This window comes from Legionella pneumophila subsp. fraseri, from assembly GCF_000586315.1.
GTDB lineage: Bacteria > Pseudomonadota > Gammaproteobacteria > Legionellales > Legionellaceae > Legionella > Legionella pneumophila_B.
Genome location: NZ_KK074221.1, coordinates 78,130 through 94,836, shown reverse-complemented (window position 1 = coordinate 94,836; position 16,707 = coordinate 78,130). Strand labels below are relative to the sequence as shown.

The window sequence follows — 16,707 nt, the reverse complement described above, 5'->3', positions numbered from 1 at the left end:
GTATGGCTGCAGCAGCCGGTATGATTGCGCATGAGTTACGTTCACCATTGTTAGGAATAAAGAGCGGTGCTCAAGCCTTGGTCCAATACCTGCCAAGATTAATTGAGGGTTATCAATTAGCTAAAAAACAAGGGTTAATCTCTTCTCCTTTGCGTGAAAGACTGTTGTTGCAGCTTGGAGGAGTCAGCAATCGCATTGTTAGTGAAATTGATTATGCCAATACGATCATTGATATGTTATTAGTCAAGGCAAGTCGCGATAATATTTTGCAAAATTGTATATTAGAAACTTGCTCTATCGCAGAATGCTTGTCTGAAGCTATAACCAGATACCCATTCCAGTCACCAAGGGAAAGAACATTAATCACATGGACTGGTGATTTTCAATTTAAAGGTTCCAAGTTACTAATGCAGCATATTTTATTTAATTTAATAAAAAACGCACTTTATGTCATCGCAATGGCCCAGCGTGGAGAGATTAATATTTGGACTGAATCTGGTGATAAGTATCATTATTTGTATTTTAAAGACACGGCAAAAGGAATGACCAGACAACAATTAAACCGATTATTTAATCATTTCTACACTACTACCTTTATGGGAACAGGCATTGGTTTATCTTTTTGTAAATTGGTTATGAATGCGTTCGGCGGTGATATTGTTTGTGAATCCAAAGAGGGAGAATATGCCTTGTTTATACTGAGCTTTCCAGGCTCTGTTTAAAGTGGGCTTGCCCTGTGATTCTGTTCTGTTAGAGTTTGACAGTTTTTACTGAGATGGCGATAAAGATGTATGTCCAACCGGTGACAATCAATTCAATCGCAATAAAAAGTCCAATGATCCATAGCCCGCTAACTGGCCATTGCATTAGAATTAATATCCCAAGAATCATGGCGGTGATTCCAGCTAATAGCAACCATCCCCAGCCTTTGGAATCTTTTAAGGCAAAAGCCATAATGATTCTTGTGAGCCCAATGACAATGAGCACCGCTGCCAGAAACGCTGTGATTAGAGTGGATGCTAAAAACGGGTCATACAAGACAATACACCCCGCTGCAATATACAATACAGCAATAAGCGCTTGCCATATCATTCCTTTCCATTCTTTGTATTTAAACACGTCTATAATGTGACTTATTCCCCCAGCAATTAATAAGGCGCCAAAAAAGAACATGCTTACCAAGGTTAGTCCAACCACCATTCCAAGCCCCACACAGCCTAGAATAAGAAAGAATATTCCAAATCCTAAAATCCAACCCCAGTTTCGTTTTAACTCATTCACTGGAGGTTGGTAAAAATCTTGTGAATTAGCCATATCAATATCCTTTTTTGATTACCTAGCTGAGATAAGGTGCTTATTAATAATATAGACTTATATTCAATAACTTGTCTAATTTTAAGCTTTGGCTTGAAGAGTGTTTCTCTTGAATAGTCACTGCAAAAAAGCCCGATGTATATAAAACGTAAATAATTTGGTTATAATAAGCAATCATGATACTTTATTCACAAGTTAGCCAGGTTCTAATGATGGGGCCAAAGGTTATTAAAAATTCATAGAAAGGATATAACTTTGGAACGTTTTGCTCAGGAGGAGCTATGCAACATTTCTCAATACCTACCTGTTACTTTCCAAGTACTACGGTTTTTGTCGACGACAGTCGGGATTTCTTGCTTAATTTCGTATTGCAGCTTGATGAAGGTTTGGCCTACCGTGTATTTGACTCGCCTTTTGATGCTTTGGATTGCATTAAACAAAAGCGCTGTGAACTTGAATTATTAAGTGAACGTTGCATTAGTGAATACACAGAAGCCAAAAATTGCCCATTAACCAATCATACCATTAATCTTGATTTGGCTGCTATTCATGCAGAAGTTTATAATTCTCGACGATTTTCTGAAATTTCCGTCGTAGTTGTTGATTACGCAATGCCAGGTATGGATGGATTAGAGTTTTGCAGGCGAATTGAAGATACTAATATTAAAAAAATATTATTAACTGGGCAAGCAGATGAGAGGCTCGCAATCGCTGCTTTTAATGAAGGATTAATTCATAGATACATTAAAAAAAGTGATCCGGATGTCGCCAGTCTCATTACTCAAAGCATCCATGATTTACAGTTACAATATTTTCAAAGCATGTCTGACATGATTGTACGTATGCTCTCGGTGACATCCCCTAATTGTTTACATGACAAAAAATATGCTGAGTTATTCTGGCGTTTGTGCAGAGAAAAGGGAGTTGTTGAATTTTATCTGGCTGATAATTCAGGCAGCTTTTTAATGCTGGATGATGATGCCAATATCAGTTTTTTAATTGTGAAAAACGAAGCAGATATGCAATTACATTATGATTTGGCTTTAGATAATGGAGCGAGCGGGGATGTATTGGATCAATTGTACAACGGAGAAAAAATTCCCTGTTTTTGGCAATCTAATTTAGTGACGCCCCAATGGAATGAATGGTCGAATTGTTTGGTTCCTGCCAATCGATTTGTTTCTGATGAAACCTATTTTTATGCTTATGTGCAGGGGGCTGTTTTGTTTGATGTGCGCTTGGATAAAATTCTTTCCTATCATCAATACCTGGAAGAGTTGGATGCAGAAGAAATGTTTCTGAATTAATAGGAATTCAATATAAAGGGCACATAATTATTATTTTAAATAGTAAGTGTTTAAAATGGGCAGACAATATTTGGAAATCTTGTTAGTTACCTTTAAACAAAGGCATTTCGGGTCTTTTTCTTGCAAGATTGGCCAGACACTCAACAACTCTGAGCAAATCCGATTTTTCGTGATGTGCGCCGATAGATAAACGAATCAGACATTTATTTTTAGGGGTGGCAGGCGAACAGAATACCGCTCCAAAGAGCTCTTCTTTTTCTAACTCATCCCTTAACCAAAGCGTATTAGCCTCGCTTCCAGTTATTAAAGGAACTATTTGCGATTCACTACCCCCGATATTAATTCTCAGGCATGATAAGGCTTCCCGTAAAAATGCAGCATTGGTTTGTAATTTTTTTCTTCTCCATTCTTCTTGCGTAATAATTTCTAATGATGTGCTAAATCCTGCCAAATCGTGAGGCATTAAAGCAGAGCTGAAAATAGAAGGCAGAGAGGAATATCTTATATATTCTATCAGTCTCCTATCTCCTGCAATGAGTCCTCCTCGTCCTGAAAAGGCTTTGGCCAAGCTTGCTGTTAAGAGGTCTATTTGGCTTGATAATCCCAGTTTAGCAACCATCCCTTTGCCTTGCGGCCCATGAGTCCCTAATGAATGAGATTCATCGACGATGAGCAAGCATTTAAATTTTCTTGCAATTTCCGCATAGTCAGCCAATGGGCTAATTGTGCCTAGCGTACTATAAATAGAGTCTACTGCAATAATTCCTGGTCCATGGTGTTCAATTCGTTTTTTTAGTGAATCGATTGAATTATGTCGAAACGGTATGAGTTTGGCTCTCGCTGCTTTTACTCCAGACCAAAAAGACATGTGGGCATAAAAATCCAGATACACTGGTGTATTATACTTGGCCAGGGTTTGTATGAGACCAACGTTAGCGCTCCAGCCTGATTGAGTTAGCAAGGCTGCAGAATAATTTAAAAAGGAACTAAATTTTTTTTCACATTGTGTGAGCAAGAAAGAGCTGTTATTTAAAAATACGGCGGATTGCATTTGACCATTACCATATTTTTGCATCGCCGCAATTTGAGCGTTAATTAATTGCGGATGTTGACTAATGTTTAAATAATCATTGCTTGAAAAAATCAGTGAATTTGCAGTTGGGGTTTTGCCATTGAGTATGTGTTTCCCTCGCCAGGATTTATTGACTCGATCCACGTAATATTTTTCCATGGAAATGTTGATGAACTCAGGATAAGCATGGCGTTGATGTTCTTCTTCTCCATTGACATATTGAGTCTCGTTATCACTTGTCAGGTATTCTGTATTGCTCATCCATAACTCAGATTTTTTTCCCTTGTTCGCAGTGTAGCACAATGGTTAATAGTGAAAGGATCTTTTCAGTAAAAGTCCAGGTATTAATTTCAATATACAAGTCCTGATGTTATAAATCGTTGGACTTATTAAAATCTTTCTGGAAAAAAAAGTCACTTATCGGTATGATTTTTAAATTGGTTATTTAGGGGATGGACAAATATGAGGTTGAATATTGCGCTGATCTTGTCTTTTTTTTCAGTTATGCTTTTTGCAATGGACGAGATGGATGAGCAACAAATTTTACAAAGAATTCAACCGGTCGGTAAAGTTAGAGTTCAAGAGGAGCAGGGTAATAGCGTAGAAGTTGATGCCACTAAAACGACTATTGTTGACTCCAAAAATAAAAAAGAACCAGGCCAAGAGATATATGATAAATATTGTTCTGTATGTCATAGGGATGGATTGGCAGGAGCACCTAAATTTCAATCGGAGGCCGATTGGAAACCTCGTTTGGCAAGTAAAAAAATAGATGATTTACTTGCCTCTGCAATTAAGGGGTTGAATGCCATGCCAGCAAAAGGTACTTGTATTGAATGTTCTGATGCTGAGCTAAAAGCCGCAATACAATATATGTTACCGAAATCATGAAAAAGCTTACTTACAGAAAAATACAATCTTTTCAGGCGATTATTACAGTATTTGTAATATTCGCTTCATTTTACCTTGAGTATGCGGTCGGATTACAGCCATGCCCTTTGTGCTTGATGCAACGAATTTGTGTGTTTATTTTGTTGGGTTTAATGGGCTTATCTCTGGGAACCTTGAAAAAAGCGCATATAGTAAGTTTGATGCAGTTTCTAGTCGCGTGTGCTGGTTTGTATTTCTCTTCAAGACAATTGTGGTTGCAATCTTTACCATCTGACCAAGCCCCTGCATGCATGCCTGGGCTTGATGTATTAATTCAGTATTTTCCATGGCAAACAGTTGCTAAAGCCCTATTTTGGGGGGCAGGGGATTGCGCTGAAGTGACCTGGACCATGTTTGGAATTTCTATGCCTGGGTGGGCTGCCATGTATTTTATTTTTATGGCGATAATGGGTTTTTTTTATTTTTTCGAACCCGTACGATTAATTAATTCCTGGCATTAAATGCGCGCTTTCGTTATCATTCTCTGTTTTATTTAGTTATTTCTGCGAATGAACACTTTTTCATGTGAGGTATTGTACCAGCATTCGGGTACTAAAGCTCGTGTTACACGTGTGGTTACGCCACATGGTGAATTTATAACGCCAGTATTTATGCCAGTAGGAACCCGTGCAGGGGTCAATAATATGATGCCGTCAGAACTATCTGCTGCGGGCACTCAAATTATTCTGGGGGGTAATACCTATCATATGCTATGTGCTCCTGGCATGGAAGTAATAGAAAATGCTGGAGGTATGCATCGCTTTATGGGTTGGCATGGCCCTATGTTAACCGACAGCGGTGGTTTTCAAGTTTTTAGTTTGTCCAAGAACAAGGAAATTTGTTCTATAGATGAATTTGGTGCTCATTTCAAATTGCCAGGCAGTAAAGGCATTATCCATATGACCCCGGAAATGTCTCTTGAGACCCAGAAAATAATTGGTGCCGATATTATCATGGCGTTTGATCAGTGTACCCCTGATAGTTGTTCCAAAGATGAAGTAAGTCAAATCATGTTGCGTACCCATAGATGGCTAAAACAATCGATTGACTATCATCAGCAATATCCCAACTCTCGATACGGATATAAACAAGCTTTATTTGGTATTGTCCAAGGGGGAGTTTTTCAAGACTTACGTCGGGAAAGTGCCGATTTTGTTTCTGCAATGAATACGGATGGGATTGCAATAGGTGGAGAAACCATAGGTTTTGATATGAATACTACGGTGGAAGTCATTCGTTGGGTGCATGAGTATCTTCCGGACAATAAGCCACGTTATACTATGGGGGTTGGGATGTCGCCTCAAGATCTGTTGGATGTGGTGGCAGAAGGTATCGATATGTTTGATTGTGTCGCACCAACACGTCATGCCCGGCATGGCGCCTTGTATTGTGGTAAATTAGTAAGAGAAGGGAATTGGCTAAAATTTCAAAGTGAACATGAAAATGAACGAATTCAAATAAAAAAATCATGTTTTGCTGATGATTTGGCACCTGTTATGGAGAGTTGTTCTTGTTATACTTGTCTTAATTATTCAAGGTCCTATTTGCATCATTTATCAAAACAAAAAGCTAATTTATTTACTGCTCTGGCAAGTATCCATAATATCCATGTTCTGCATGATGTTTGTAATCACATGCGTCATTTGATAATAAATTCCTAAATTATTTAATATTAAGAGGTGAAATAATGGTTTTAATTTCTACATCCAAGGGAGATATTCATATTAAATTAGATACAGAAAATACCCCATTAACTGCAGAAAATTTCCTGAATTATGTGCGTAAAGGTTTTTATAATGACACGATTTTCCATCGTGTTATTGATGGTTTTATGATTCAAGGTGGCGGTTTGAATGCAAATATGGAGCAAAAAACAACGGCCTCTCCAATTGAAAATGAAGCAAAAAGAGCACAACCCAACAAACGCGGAACCATAGCAATGGCCAGAACTATGGATCCCCATTCCGCGACAGCCCAATTTTTTATTAATGTTGCTGATAATGGTTTTCTGAATTACAGTGGCGAGCATCCACAAGGTTATGGTTACTGCGTGTTTGGTGAAGTAGTTGAAGGGATGGATGTGGTTGACGCGATTGCTAAAGTGAAAACAGGTCAACGAAATGGTCATGCTGATGTCCCTGTAGAAGAGATAAGCATCATTGAGGTGAGAGAATTGGTTTAGCGAGAAAATGCATTGCTGAAATAGCATGGGTTTTCCATGGCAAAAGAAGGATTTGTTCTTTCATTGTATCCCCGGGGTGGAGAAGGGATCTTCGTTATACACTCCGGGAGCTACATTCGCAAAAAAGTGAGATTTTTCAGGAGCAAGATGTCATTGGGAGGCCTCTTTCTAAGGCTAACATGAATACCCAAGCATTCTTACTGAAAAATAACGTTATTTTTTTCGCTTCTTTATACTCTCTGAATAATCAAAAATTGGAATTTCAATATGAAAAAAAATAGCCAATAAGCGGGCGGTAAAAATGCATAGCAAAGTGATAATGATATTTAAATTATGAGGGACATGAAAATAGTCTAAAGTTATAAACAGGAGCGCGCCAGCTAGGGCAATAACAGCATATAATTCTTTTCTTAAAACCAAAGGAATGTCATTACATAAAATATCTCGCAACATTCCCCCGCAAATCCCGGTAATCATTCCACTGATTACTGCAACACTTGGTGGCATACCATGGGCGAGAACTTTTTGTGTGCCAATAATGACAAACGTTGAGAGGCCAAGGGCATCAAGAATTAAGAATACTTTCATTATTCTAACCAGTGAATGAGCAATAAAAATAGTTAGAAAAGCGCATACTGAGGTATATAAAAGATATTCCGGGTGAGCCACCCAAGTCAGTGGATAAGTGTTAAATAATGTATCCCTTACGGTCCCTCCTCCCAGTGCAGTGATTGACGCAATAAGTAGCACCCCAAAAAAATCCATTTTTTTACGTCCTGCTGCCAGGGCTCCTGTAATCGCTTCTACACAAATCCCCACAATAAAAAGATAATGAAGTAACATATGATTTGCTGCTATTTAAAAAGACAATGATAGCACTAATAGTACAAATGAAGAAATGCTGTACTTCGACTAGAATTTAATAGTAAGGTTTTAATTATTTTGGCAGGAGCAAATTGATGAATAATACGATCGATAATCAATCGCAAGAAGAATTAACTCATTTTGATGCAAATACGCCCCAGAGCATCATTCAATTGGATAGAAAGCTCAGAGAAATGAAAAGCGAAGTCGATATGAAACTAAATGATCCTTCATCTTATAATGGGGATGATAAAGAAGTTTATTTTCAAAAATTATCAAAATTATCTGAAGAAATAAATGAAGCAATCAGGAGCTTGGACGCATTAGTTAAAATGGTTGATATTCAGGATGAAGAATTTAAAAAAGATTTTTATGAAAGTGATGTCATGAAAGAGTTTAATGAATCCGTCATGAAAAGTTTTGATAAATTGCCCGAATGAAAATAGATTTTAAAGGCTCTTAAAATAAATTTTGAGAGTGTAAAATAGTTAAATCAACAAGCTCTTCTGCAATACTATTTGTCGCAGGAACTGTTTCAGAGGTAATATTCAAAATACCCATATTGAGCATTTATTTCTCCCATTCGTCTTGTTTTGAGTATTAATATTAGGCGGTTTATTTGAAACTTCAACACAACTGATGATGAATAGTCATTATATTGACATATCGCAATAATACGATATAATTGAAATATGAACGTAATAAATATATTAAAAGCGCTTTCTAATGAAAAGCGATTACAGATAGTCAGATGGCTAAAAGAACCAGATAAACATTTTAGTTCGTCGCATTGTGATGTGAGCAAAGATGGGGTTTGTGTTGGCTTAATCGAAAAAAAATCAGGCTTATCTCAATCCACAGTATCTCAATATTTATCACAATTACAGCAAGCTGGTTTGATATTCACGGAGCGTAGAGGTCAGTGGACCTATTGTAAAGCGAATACAAACCTAATTAATGAATTTATAAAAGAATTGAAAGCTATGATTTAAAAAAATTTGCTTTAACAAATCGAATATTTGCGATATTCCAATATATTATTATGACATACAGGAGATTTATCATGTTTAACTCCGATTTAATTTTAAGTCCTTATCAGCTTAATGAGAAAATTACATTAAAGAACAGAGTTATTATGGCTCCCATGACTCGTAATATGGCTAACGATGATTTCAGTCCAACAAAACAGATGGCAGATTATTATGCTCGAAGGGCAGATGCCGGATTGATTATTACTGAAGGCACTATTATTAGCCCGGATGGGCAAGGCTATAGTAATGCTCCTGGAATATTTACGCAAACCCATATTGACGGTTGGAAAATGGTAACTAATGCTGTGCATGAGCGGGGAGGAAAAATATTTTTGCAAATTTGGCATGTCGGCAGAGTGTCTCATCCGATTTTTTTGAATGGCGCATTACCGATTTCTGCTTCAGAAACAATAATGACAGGTAAGGTCAGGCGTGCCGATGATCTTTATTATGGAAAATCAAGAGCAGCTACATTAGAGGAAATCAGCGAGTTAATCCACAACTATGCGTTGGCTGCAAAAAGAGCAATGACAGCGGGGTTTGACGGCATAGAGATTCATGGTGCCAATGGTTATTTGATCGATCAGTTTTTACACTACCATACCAATCAACGTGATGATCACTACGGACAGTATCCAGAGAATATGGGGCGATTTGCGCTGGAAGTGGTAAAAGCCTGTATCAATGAAATAGGTGGGCAGTCTGTAGGATTGCGCCTTTCTCCCGGAGCTTATCTTAATGAAATTGTTGGAGATCAGCGAGATGCTATGGTGTTCCAGTATTTATTGGAAGAATTGAGTGACTATGGAATAGCTTATGTGCATACAGGTAACTTTGATGACGGTATTCAATTCAAAGAATTAGGATTCAAAACGATGACTGAGTTTATGCGAACTCATTTTAAAGGAACCTTAATTGCTAGCGGTAGCTACACGCTTTACCAGGCAAGAAAAGATATTCAAAATAAAAAATATGATTTAATTGCTTTGGGAAGACCGTTTATTGCTAATCCTGATTTAATGAATCGTATCAAGTGGAATGCCGATTTTATACCTTATGAAAACAGGATGTTGGAGACGTTGTTTTAGTTGCTTGAGCGGGGTATTAAATTACCCTTGCTTTCTGTATTACCAGAAAATTATCAAATATTTATGTCTTGGGAAGTAATTTTGATTTCACCATCGACTTGATTGGCAAAAATCAAAGTATATTCGGGGACTTCAAGCCAAGTGGTTGTGTTTTCAGTTAATGGTTCAGACGCAATAATAATGCTTGAGTTAATGGTTCCTCCTTTCATTTTGTATTCATTTTCATAAAGGCCATATCGTTCACCGTAGGTGTACCATAAAGAATGATAGGTGAAATGTGTCGATTGAGGAGCGTCTTTGGGTTTCCAGCCGTAATCTAAACAAAATCGGGTTGCGGCGATAAAATCACCATTGGTCAAAAAGAGATTAACTGGTGAGTTAATGACAATGTCGTTTTGTTGGCGTACCGACTTTAAAATTTTTAAAGTAGCAATCACAGCGTTTATTATTTCAGTAGCTTCGAAATTACCCCTGGGATTTTCTAATTGAGAAAGAAAAACAGCATAGATCCACTCACTGTCTGTTGTTCCTTTAATGTATTTTCTGTATTCGGCTTTAACATATTTCAGCAGATCATAGCGCATGGTTTCAAAATTATAAAGCATACCATTATGTGCTAAAGCAATACTGGTTACTGGATAGAGAAATGGATGCACGTTTTGATCTGTAACTACTTGTTTATCATGATAGGAAACGCCACGCAGATGGGCGAGAAGACAGTGTGGTGCTATTTTTTCTGCTAAATTATGTAAATTTTCATCGTAAAAAGGGAGCTTGGATGTTTTATAGAGATAAGCTTGTAAGGGGTTGATCGAATTCCTATCCCAGGCGGCCATACCAAAACCCGCCAGATTTAACAAATAAGGCAAATATTTTGGATGATAACTCTGTTTAATAAAAGAGTTATCCGGTTTATAAAGTAGCTCTTCAACCACCGTGGGTTGTCCAAGGTAAGACAATATCCTGCACATAGCACCTCACTGATTATATTTTTCTATGTTCAGTCGCACGTCCAATTTTTTTAAGGAACGAGCAAGGGAAATAATAGAAGCACATATCAAATTAAATAATTTGTACCAGATCATCGGATTATTTTTTTGGAAATATTGAAGTTCAGTTTCAGATATCTTTAATAGAGCAGCTGATTCGCAAGTAATAAATGTAATTGAAAATTTAGTGTCACTTAGAAAACAGGCCGTACTGGCAAACAACGAGTCAGGGCCAATAACAGACAATTTGGCAATTTTACTGTTTTGTATGACACTGGATTGAACCGCACCGTAAATCACTATATAACATACAGGTATGGTTTCATTCTCGTGAATCAATACACAATTTTTATTGGCAGTTAGAGGTATCGAGTGTTCAAGCAATTCATCGGTTTCATCTTGAGTAAAAGAGTGAAATAATATTTTTTTATAAATTTGGTTTTTATCAACCCCACTTTCTTCCAGAGTATGTGTTTTAGGTTGAGTGAAAGTCTGAATGACACGCCCAAAAAAAGATAAGCTTTGCATATCAGAATGAGAAATAAAATCTATGATTTTGTCGTGTAATTGTTTTAAACGGCCACAAACCTGATAACCAATTGCTTTCATGATTTTATATTTGGCCTCAGGTGAAAAGGCAGGCATCAATTCAAAATAGGCAGAAGGAATAAATAAGCATGTCACATCATCCTTGGCAATAGCTGATGTGGCACTCGGTTCATTGAGGAGAAAGGACGTTTCTCCCAAAAAATCACCGGCAAGACAGGTTTCTATCTTGGTTATTCCTTTACCTAAGGTTCTGGCAATCAGATCAACAGTTCCTTTCACAATGATATAAATACCTTTTATTCTATCACCTTGATTAAACACGATTTGATTAATGGAGAATGGTACAAGCGTACAGATTGCCAACATATTCTCCAGTTCTTGATATCCTAGAATATTGCCGAAAGCACTTTCCATTAATGGTTTGATTTCCAGGATTTTTTCTTTTGTATTTAAGAAGGTTGTGTTATCCATTTCCTATCCTTTGAATCACTTAACCATAGTTCACACTGCGCAGCTACCAGCTTGGTAAGTGATCCATCTTCTTTATAAATTTTATTTATGAGAACACTATCATTTTGTTTGTTGATGACGTCATTATACAATTCATCAATATATTCCCTGTTTCCAAGTCCATTAATGTATGGTTCAATTTTTTTTATTGTTTCAAGTATGTCATCCATGATAGGTATAGACTGCTCTTTATCAGTGATAGTTAATTCTCCCTCCAGACCATGTCTGCTCGCTTGAAACCTGTTGTAATTATAGACATAGTATAAGTCGTGAGACAGCTGGACAGGTTTTTCTTCGAGGAGATAGAGTGCCAATGCTTGAATATAAGCAGTGATAAGAATCGATTTTCTAAGAGTTAAAGGGGTGTCACAGACTCTTATTTCAATTGTACCAAGTTCTGGCTTTGGTCTAATATCCCAATAAAAATCTTTCATATTTTCAATGATTTTCCAACGATACATTTTGCGATAATAATCAGAGAATTCTTGCCAATCTTTCAGATAGGGAATGACGCCACTTAAGGGAAACGCATTAAAAATAGTCGAGCGTGATGAACAATAATTTGTATTAATACCCAGATAGAAAGGAGATGAAGCGCTGATCGCAATAAAGTGAGGAACATATCTTGCCAGGGCATGAGTTAAATAAATGGCATCATCCCCTGTTGGACAACCAATATGAATATGTTGGCCAAAAACAGTAGCACGCTTGCTAAGATAACGATATTGGTTAAACTTTTTTTTGAATCGTTTCGAAGGAAAAATTTTTTGCATGGTCCATTGTTGAAACGGATGTGTCCCTCCTCCACAAAAAGCAATATCAATGCTTGCAGCGGTTTCTATTAAAATTTTTTGTAGCTCTAATAGTTCGTCATACATTGCTTTAGCTGATTGATGAATTGATGAATTGATTTCAATCATGCTTTGTGTAATTTCCGGCTTAATTTGGTCGCGGTAATGCATGTTTTTTAAGGATCTCATCAACTCTTTTGAGCGAGAAACCAGAGAGAGTGAATTGCGATCAATAATCTGAAATTCCAATTCAGTTCCAATTGAAACAATTCTGGATTTTTTAAAAGATAATAATCTCATTCCTTTCTCTGACTATTACTTTCCTTGTTTAAGTATAGCAGATAAGGTTTTTAGGTAGATGATTGTTCATTGGAAAGGGATGCAAAGGCTTATATTTCCCCAAACTTATAAAGATCGATACTACTATTTTGGTGCAATAGAGGTGGGATTAATTGCATTAATTTAATACTTTTATGTTATTACAAGGGAAGTGAATATTTGCTATTGTCAACTTCAGTTTTTTATTGCTTGTGAAAACATTGCATGGAGCAGTGAATGCCCAAACGCCTTATAAATAAGAATATTGATATATACAATTATCCTAATGAATTGGAGGATAATTTAGGTTCGATTTCACTGGGGGATTTGCATGGCAACGCAATCAAGCTTATCCATTTTCTTTTCCGTCATAAAATAATTAAATTTAAACGAGAGATTTGCAATTTCCACGAAGCTTACCAGCAATTTGTAACAATTTATGAACAGTATGACGATATTGTTCAAGAATATTTGGAAATTCGTACTCTTCTTCAATTGATACAAATAAAAATAACGAACGCAAAGCAAAGAATTTTAGATATTGATAAAAAAATATCGCTCGTCACAGACAATCAGAAAGAGCTTTCTCAATCGTTATTGCAACTTAAGAAGCTGGTGGAGGCCAATTTACAAATAGCCAAAATCAATAGCGCTGACCTTGAAGAAAAATTAAGTAGGTTGAAAGCAAGGTTGCCATCATGTATTGAGCGATTTAATAAGTTTATGGAGCAGATAGAAATCTATGATATTAAAACGCTTATTCGATTGCTAGGCGATGAAGTTGCAGATAGGGGGAGTTGTGATTATTTTACTTTAAAAATACTGGATTTTCTTTATCAAAATCGGATTGCAATCAATATAGTCTTATCCAATCATGGGTATGAGTTTATTCATGCTTATGAAAAACTTGTAATCGGCCAACCATTTATACCCAAAGGTGATATTGGGGATATACAAATTAAATCGTTCTGGGGTATCCAATTATTACTGGAGCAAGGTGCTATTACCCAAGAGGAGTTGAAAGGTTTAGTCGAAAGAGCTTATAAACCAACTTTAAAAATTATCGATTACTCTCTAAGTGAAGACGGGATTACCTTGTATAGCCATGCTCCCATACGATTTGATAGTATTCGGTGGGCCGCTGCTCAGTTGGGTGTCTCTTATGATGATTCGACCAAAGAAGCATTGGCTGAAACCATAGATCAAATGAATACTCAATTGCAAATTTATATAAAGAATAACATGCTTCATTTGTTATTTGAGAATAATGAAATTAACGATCTTACCAATATGACGGATGAAGAGAGAAAAGCTTGGCCGTTAATTTATCTAATATGGAATCGCTGGAATGAAAGCAAAGAAGAGGAGAATGCGCGACCTGGAAGACACAATGGTTATTCTATTGCTTATGTTCATGGACATGATCCTTTCCAAAGTCAATTAGTTTATGTTTACAATCTAGATACATTATGTGGAAAAGACTCGAGAAAACATGAGGAAGAGCAAATTAACAAGGCCTTTCAGTTTCTGGCTGAAAATCGACATATCAATGTGGATAAAACTGCAAGTGAAAGCCTTCTTCGCAATGTATCAAGGTATAAAGTGCTTGATTCGGATGAATACACTTTGAAACCAAAAATCTCTAAGAAGTTATCAGGGGCGCTAACAGATGTTCTTGATTATAAAATTAGCGAGAATTTAATAAAACTAAGCTTGCTTGGAAAATCAAAAGCCGTATCTGGTTCGTTGAGTGTAGGCCAGGATGTCTTTGCCAATCAGGTGTCCCTGGGCAAATGACCGATTCTCTAAGTGCAGTTTGGGCTGTGATAGCCAAAAGTTCTATTGGGAGTTCCTTTTCAGCCTGAGTTAATAATGAAATGTTGTGAAGGGAATTCTTCATAATAACTAAACAATGGGTGCAGCAGATTCGAGCAGTATTGTCCTATTTTGTAAAAATCTTCTTGATGAGTACATAATTTAAACCATTTGGGGTTATACGTCTGGTCATATTTCCAAAGAAAACTGTTAAATAAATTAAATTCCATTGCCGGAGTAGAGGATAGGGTCAGCAATTGATTGTGTTTGTTAATACGTGTTAAGGCAATATGATGAATGTCATGTATGCCCAATACGTCTCTAAAGACATTGGATACTTTCTTTTTAAAAGCGAATAGATTCTCTAAAAATTGAGAGTGGAGCATTACCTCTTTGTGGCTATTTTCCATAAAAATTTCTTATTTTACGTTCCTTGTGAGTGTCTGAAATGGCTCACAGAAGAGATAGCCAAATCAATAATTTTTTTAGACTGTTCTTCAGTGGCATTGATTAAACTAATGTCGTTGATCAAATCTATCAAGAAGTCAGAGACTTCCTCTTCCACGAGGTCGTGATTATATAGACAAGCCGCTTTTGTGAAAATATGGTGGAGTAAATTTTTGCTTATCGTGATGCGTTCGTGAGATGCTCCGGAATTATTATGAGTTTCACCAAACAAAAGCCACCCTGGAGAAACATTTAGTGTCGATGCAATTTCTATGAGTTTAGCAGGATCAGGAATGGCCTCTCCACGAAGGTATTTCCTGCAGATTTGCAAAGAATAACCTGTGATTTCAGCCAATTTATGAATACATACTCCTGATGGAGAGCGTTGAGAATTATGCCCTGCTGCAATCATGGCATCACGCAAACGGTAAGCAAACTGTTTCGTTAGATTAACTTTTTCCATACCGGGGCAATAATCTTAAATATTGGGGTGGCAAAAGTGTAGCAAAGGGCGGTTAAACCTGCAAATACAACCATCAAATGGAAACAAAAAGTTTCTTTTGGAAATCAAATATTGACTAAGTGTGTCTTATGATTATAATAGATATGGAAGCGTCTTAATGCGTTTCTTAAAGTCCAAACATCGGACGCTGTTTTTACTTGAAGGAACAAGTATTACAGGACAGTCCAGTCAATAGGAAAAGTGGTTTAACCATAGCGGTTAACTTCGCATTGTATGGCTTGAATGAACCCCTTTATTCAGGCCTTTCTACGTTTTAAGAGGACATTTCTTGGATTTTTGGATTATTTAAAAAACAAATTACAGATTCTGATAAAGGTAGCCTTATGAGTTTATAACGGCTATTTTTTCCTTTAATCAGGTCGATTTGAGTTTTTGGAATTTTAAAAAATTGGGATATGAAGAATAAAAGCTCTTTATTGGCTTCTCCTTCATGTGGTTTGGCATGGAGCGCAATATGCAGCCTATCATCAGTAATAGCCATGAGTTGTGTATTCTTGGCATTCGGTTTGGCATAAATAGCTATTTCCACATGGGAATCTATTATTTTAAACCACATAATATTTTATAAGCTGAAGGAGGCTTGTAATTTTACCTTGTTCTCAAGAGAGTTGGAATGGATATTTGTCGTGCTTTATTCTTTTTGCTATGAAGCATTTGATGGGGAAAAACGAGTGTATTTTGCAGTTTGGTCAAGATTGGCAGCGTTTAGAAAAGAGCCAAAAGGCAAGATTGATATGCCAAGATCATCCAAAAACTTTAAGGCCATCTTATCTTGTTTTTTCATTCGATAAAAATGATATGGCTTGAATGATTGCATTTCCAGGAATCTTGTGTATATAATTCATGCCAATTTTCATTCAGGTTGAATTATAGGCACGTAGCTCAGTGGTAGAGCACCACCTTGACATGGTGGTGGTCGGTGGTTCGATCCCACTCGTGCCTACCATAATACCTGGATTTCTAGTAGAATCTCTAAT

General features: G+C 36.8%; 19 protein-coding genes and 1 tRNA gene. 11 read left to right on the top strand and 9 right to left on the bottom strand.

Annotated features, from left to right (window positions below; all coding sequences use genetic code 11):
• Positions 1-722: sensor histidine kinase (locus CC34_RS1000000117490; protein ID WP_231957881.1), on the top strand; the 722-nt coding region annotated here is incomplete at its 5' end.
• Positions 723-750: 28 nt separating this feature from the next.
• On the opposite strand, the gene CC34_RS0110655 is transcribed toward CC34_RS1000000117490, so the two are convergent.
• Entirely contained in the window at positions 751-1,314 is a 564-nt protein-coding gene (locus tag CC34_RS0110655; RefSeq protein WP_027228997.1) for an HdeD family acid-resistance protein, read from the bottom strand.
• A 281-nt stretch (positions 1,315-1,595) separates the two neighbouring features.
• Between CC34_RS0110655 and CC34_RS0110650 the strand changes: the two genes are divergently transcribed.
• Positions 1,596-2,621, top strand: coding sequence for a response regulator (locus tag CC34_RS0110650; RefSeq protein ID WP_027228998.1), 1,026 nt, complete (start codon positions 1,596-1,598; stop codon positions 2,619-2,621).
• An 82-nt stretch (positions 2,622-2,703) separates the two neighbouring features.
• Here the strand turns inward: CC34_RS0110650 and lqsA are convergent, their stop codons facing one another.
• On the bottom strand, positions 2,704-3,954 hold the full coding sequence (gene lqsA, locus CC34_RS0110645) for a quorum-sensing autoinducer LAI-1 synthase LqsA (protein WP_027228999.1): 1,251 nt from the start codon (positions 3,952-3,954) through the stop codon (positions 2,704-2,706).
• Positions 3,955-4,155: 201 nt separating this feature from the next.
• Between lqsA and CC34_RS0110640 the strand changes: the two genes are divergently transcribed.
• The 4 genes from CC34_RS0110640 to CC34_RS0110625 are packed head-to-tail and all read left to right on the top strand — an operon-like array spanning position 4,156 to position 6,805.
• Positions 4,156-4,584, top strand: coding sequence for a c-type cytochrome (locus tag CC34_RS0110640; RefSeq protein ID WP_027229000.1), 429 nt, complete (start codon positions 4,156-4,158; stop codon positions 4,582-4,584).
• Positions 4,581-5,084, top strand: a complete 504-nt coding sequence (locus CC34_RS0110635; protein WP_028379474.1) for a disulfide bond formation protein B — start codon at positions 4,581-4,583, stop codon at positions 5,082-5,084. Before CC34_RS0110640 ends, CC34_RS0110635 begins: the two co-directional genes overlap by 4 nt.
• 48 nt (positions 5,085-5,132) lie before the next feature.
• Positions 5,133-6,284, top strand: a complete 1,152-nt coding sequence (tgt, locus tag CC34_RS0110630) for a tRNA guanosine(34) transglycosylase Tgt (protein ID WP_028379473.1) — start codon at positions 5,133-5,135, stop codon at positions 6,282-6,284.
• A gap of 26 nt (positions 6,285-6,310) precedes the next feature.
• Positions 6,311-6,805, top strand: coding sequence for a peptidylprolyl isomerase (locus CC34_RS0110625; protein ID WP_027229003.1), 495 nt, complete (start codon positions 6,311-6,313; stop codon positions 6,803-6,805).
• Between the two features lie 213 nt (positions 6,806-7,018).
• On the opposite strand, the gene CC34_RS0110620 is transcribed toward CC34_RS0110625, so the two are convergent.
• On the bottom strand, positions 7,019-7,648 hold the full coding sequence (locus tag CC34_RS0110620; protein ID WP_027229004.1) for a trimeric intracellular cation channel family protein: 630 nt from the start codon (positions 7,646-7,648) through the stop codon (positions 7,019-7,021).
• A gap of 116 nt (positions 7,649-7,764) precedes the next feature.
• On the opposite strand from CC34_RS0110620, the gene CC34_RS0110615 reads away from it, so the two are divergent.
• The 3 genes from CC34_RS0110615 to CC34_RS0110600 all read left to right on the top strand — a co-directional run bounded on the left by CC34_RS0110615 (position 7,765) and on the right by CC34_RS0110600 (position 9,788).
• On the top strand, positions 7,765-8,109 hold the full coding sequence (locus tag CC34_RS0110615; protein WP_027229005.1) for a hypothetical protein: 345 nt from the start codon (positions 7,765-7,767) through the stop codon (positions 8,107-8,109).
• Positions 8,110-8,361: 252 nt separating this feature from the next.
• A complete protein-coding gene (locus tag CC34_RS0110605; RefSeq protein WP_027229006.1) occupies positions 8,362-8,661 on the top strand; it encodes an ArsR/SmtB family transcription factor in 300 nt (99 codons plus the stop codon).
• Between the two features lie 71 nt (positions 8,662-8,732).
• Positions 8,733-9,788, top strand: a complete 1,056-nt coding sequence (locus tag CC34_RS0110600; protein WP_027229007.1) for an alkene reductase — start codon at positions 8,733-8,735, stop codon at positions 9,786-9,788.
• Positions 9,789-9,841: 53 nt separating this feature from the next.
• On the opposite strand, the gene CC34_RS0110595 is transcribed toward CC34_RS0110600, so the two are convergent.
• Genes CC34_RS0110595 through CC34_RS0110585 form a run of 3 tightly spaced genes read right to left on the bottom strand, consistent with a single transcriptional unit; the run spans position 9,842 to position 12,927 of the window.
• Positions 9,842-10,759, bottom strand: coding sequence for a class II glutamine amidotransferase (locus CC34_RS0110595; RefSeq protein WP_027229008.1), 918 nt, complete (start codon positions 10,757-10,759; stop codon positions 9,842-9,844).
• Between the two features lie 6 nt (positions 10,760-10,765).
• The gene (locus tag CC34_RS0110590; protein ID WP_027229009.1) at positions 10,766-11,797 is read right to left on the bottom strand and encodes a Crp/Fnr family transcriptional regulator; all 1,032 of its coding nucleotides are present in this window, start codon (positions 11,795-11,797) and stop codon (positions 10,766-10,768) included.
• Positions 11,776-12,927: a YbdK family carboxylate-amine ligase gene (locus CC34_RS0110585; protein ID WP_027229010.1), complete on the bottom strand. Its 1,152-nt coding sequence runs from the start codon at positions 12,925-12,927 to the stop codon at positions 11,776-11,778. Before CC34_RS0110585 ends, CC34_RS0110590 begins: the two co-directional genes overlap by 22 nt.
• Positions 12,928-13,182: 255 nt before the next feature.
• Here CC34_RS0110585 and wip point away from each other — a divergent pair, with 255 nt between their 5' ends.
• Positions 13,183-14,742, top strand: coding sequence for a Dot/Icm T4SS effector Wip (gene wip, locus CC34_RS0110580; RefSeq protein ID WP_027229011.1), 1,560 nt, complete (start codon positions 13,183-13,185; stop codon positions 14,740-14,742).
• 59 nt (positions 14,743-14,801) lie between these two features.
• Here the strand turns inward: wip and CC34_RS1000000117105 are convergent, their stop codons facing one another.
• From CC34_RS1000000117105 to CC34_RS0110565, 3 genes are all read right to left on the bottom strand, one after another.
• Positions 14,802-15,170 (bottom strand): hypothetical protein, encoded by a 369-nt coding sequence (locus CC34_RS1000000117105; RefSeq protein WP_027229012.1) that lies wholly within the window; start codon positions 15,168-15,170, stop codon positions 14,802-14,804.
• Between the two features lie 14 nt (positions 15,171-15,184).
• Complete coding sequence (locus CC34_RS0110570) at positions 15,185-15,670, bottom strand: helix-turn-helix domain-containing protein (protein WP_027229013.1); 486 nt, start codon at positions 15,668-15,670, stop codon at positions 15,185-15,187.
• A gap of 313 nt (positions 15,671-15,983) precedes the next feature.
• Positions 15,984-16,286 carry a DUF167 domain-containing protein gene (locus tag CC34_RS0110565; protein ID WP_027229014.1) on the bottom strand — a complete coding sequence of 101 codons (303 nt, stop codon included), beginning with the start codon at positions 16,284-16,286 and terminating at the stop codon, positions 15,984-15,986.
• 315 nt (positions 16,287-16,601) lie between these two features.
• Between CC34_RS0110565 and CC34_RS0110555 the strand changes: the two genes are divergently transcribed.
• Positions 16,602-16,676, top strand: a tRNA-Val gene (locus tag CC34_RS0110555).
• Positions 16,677-16,707 lie beyond the last annotated feature (31 nt).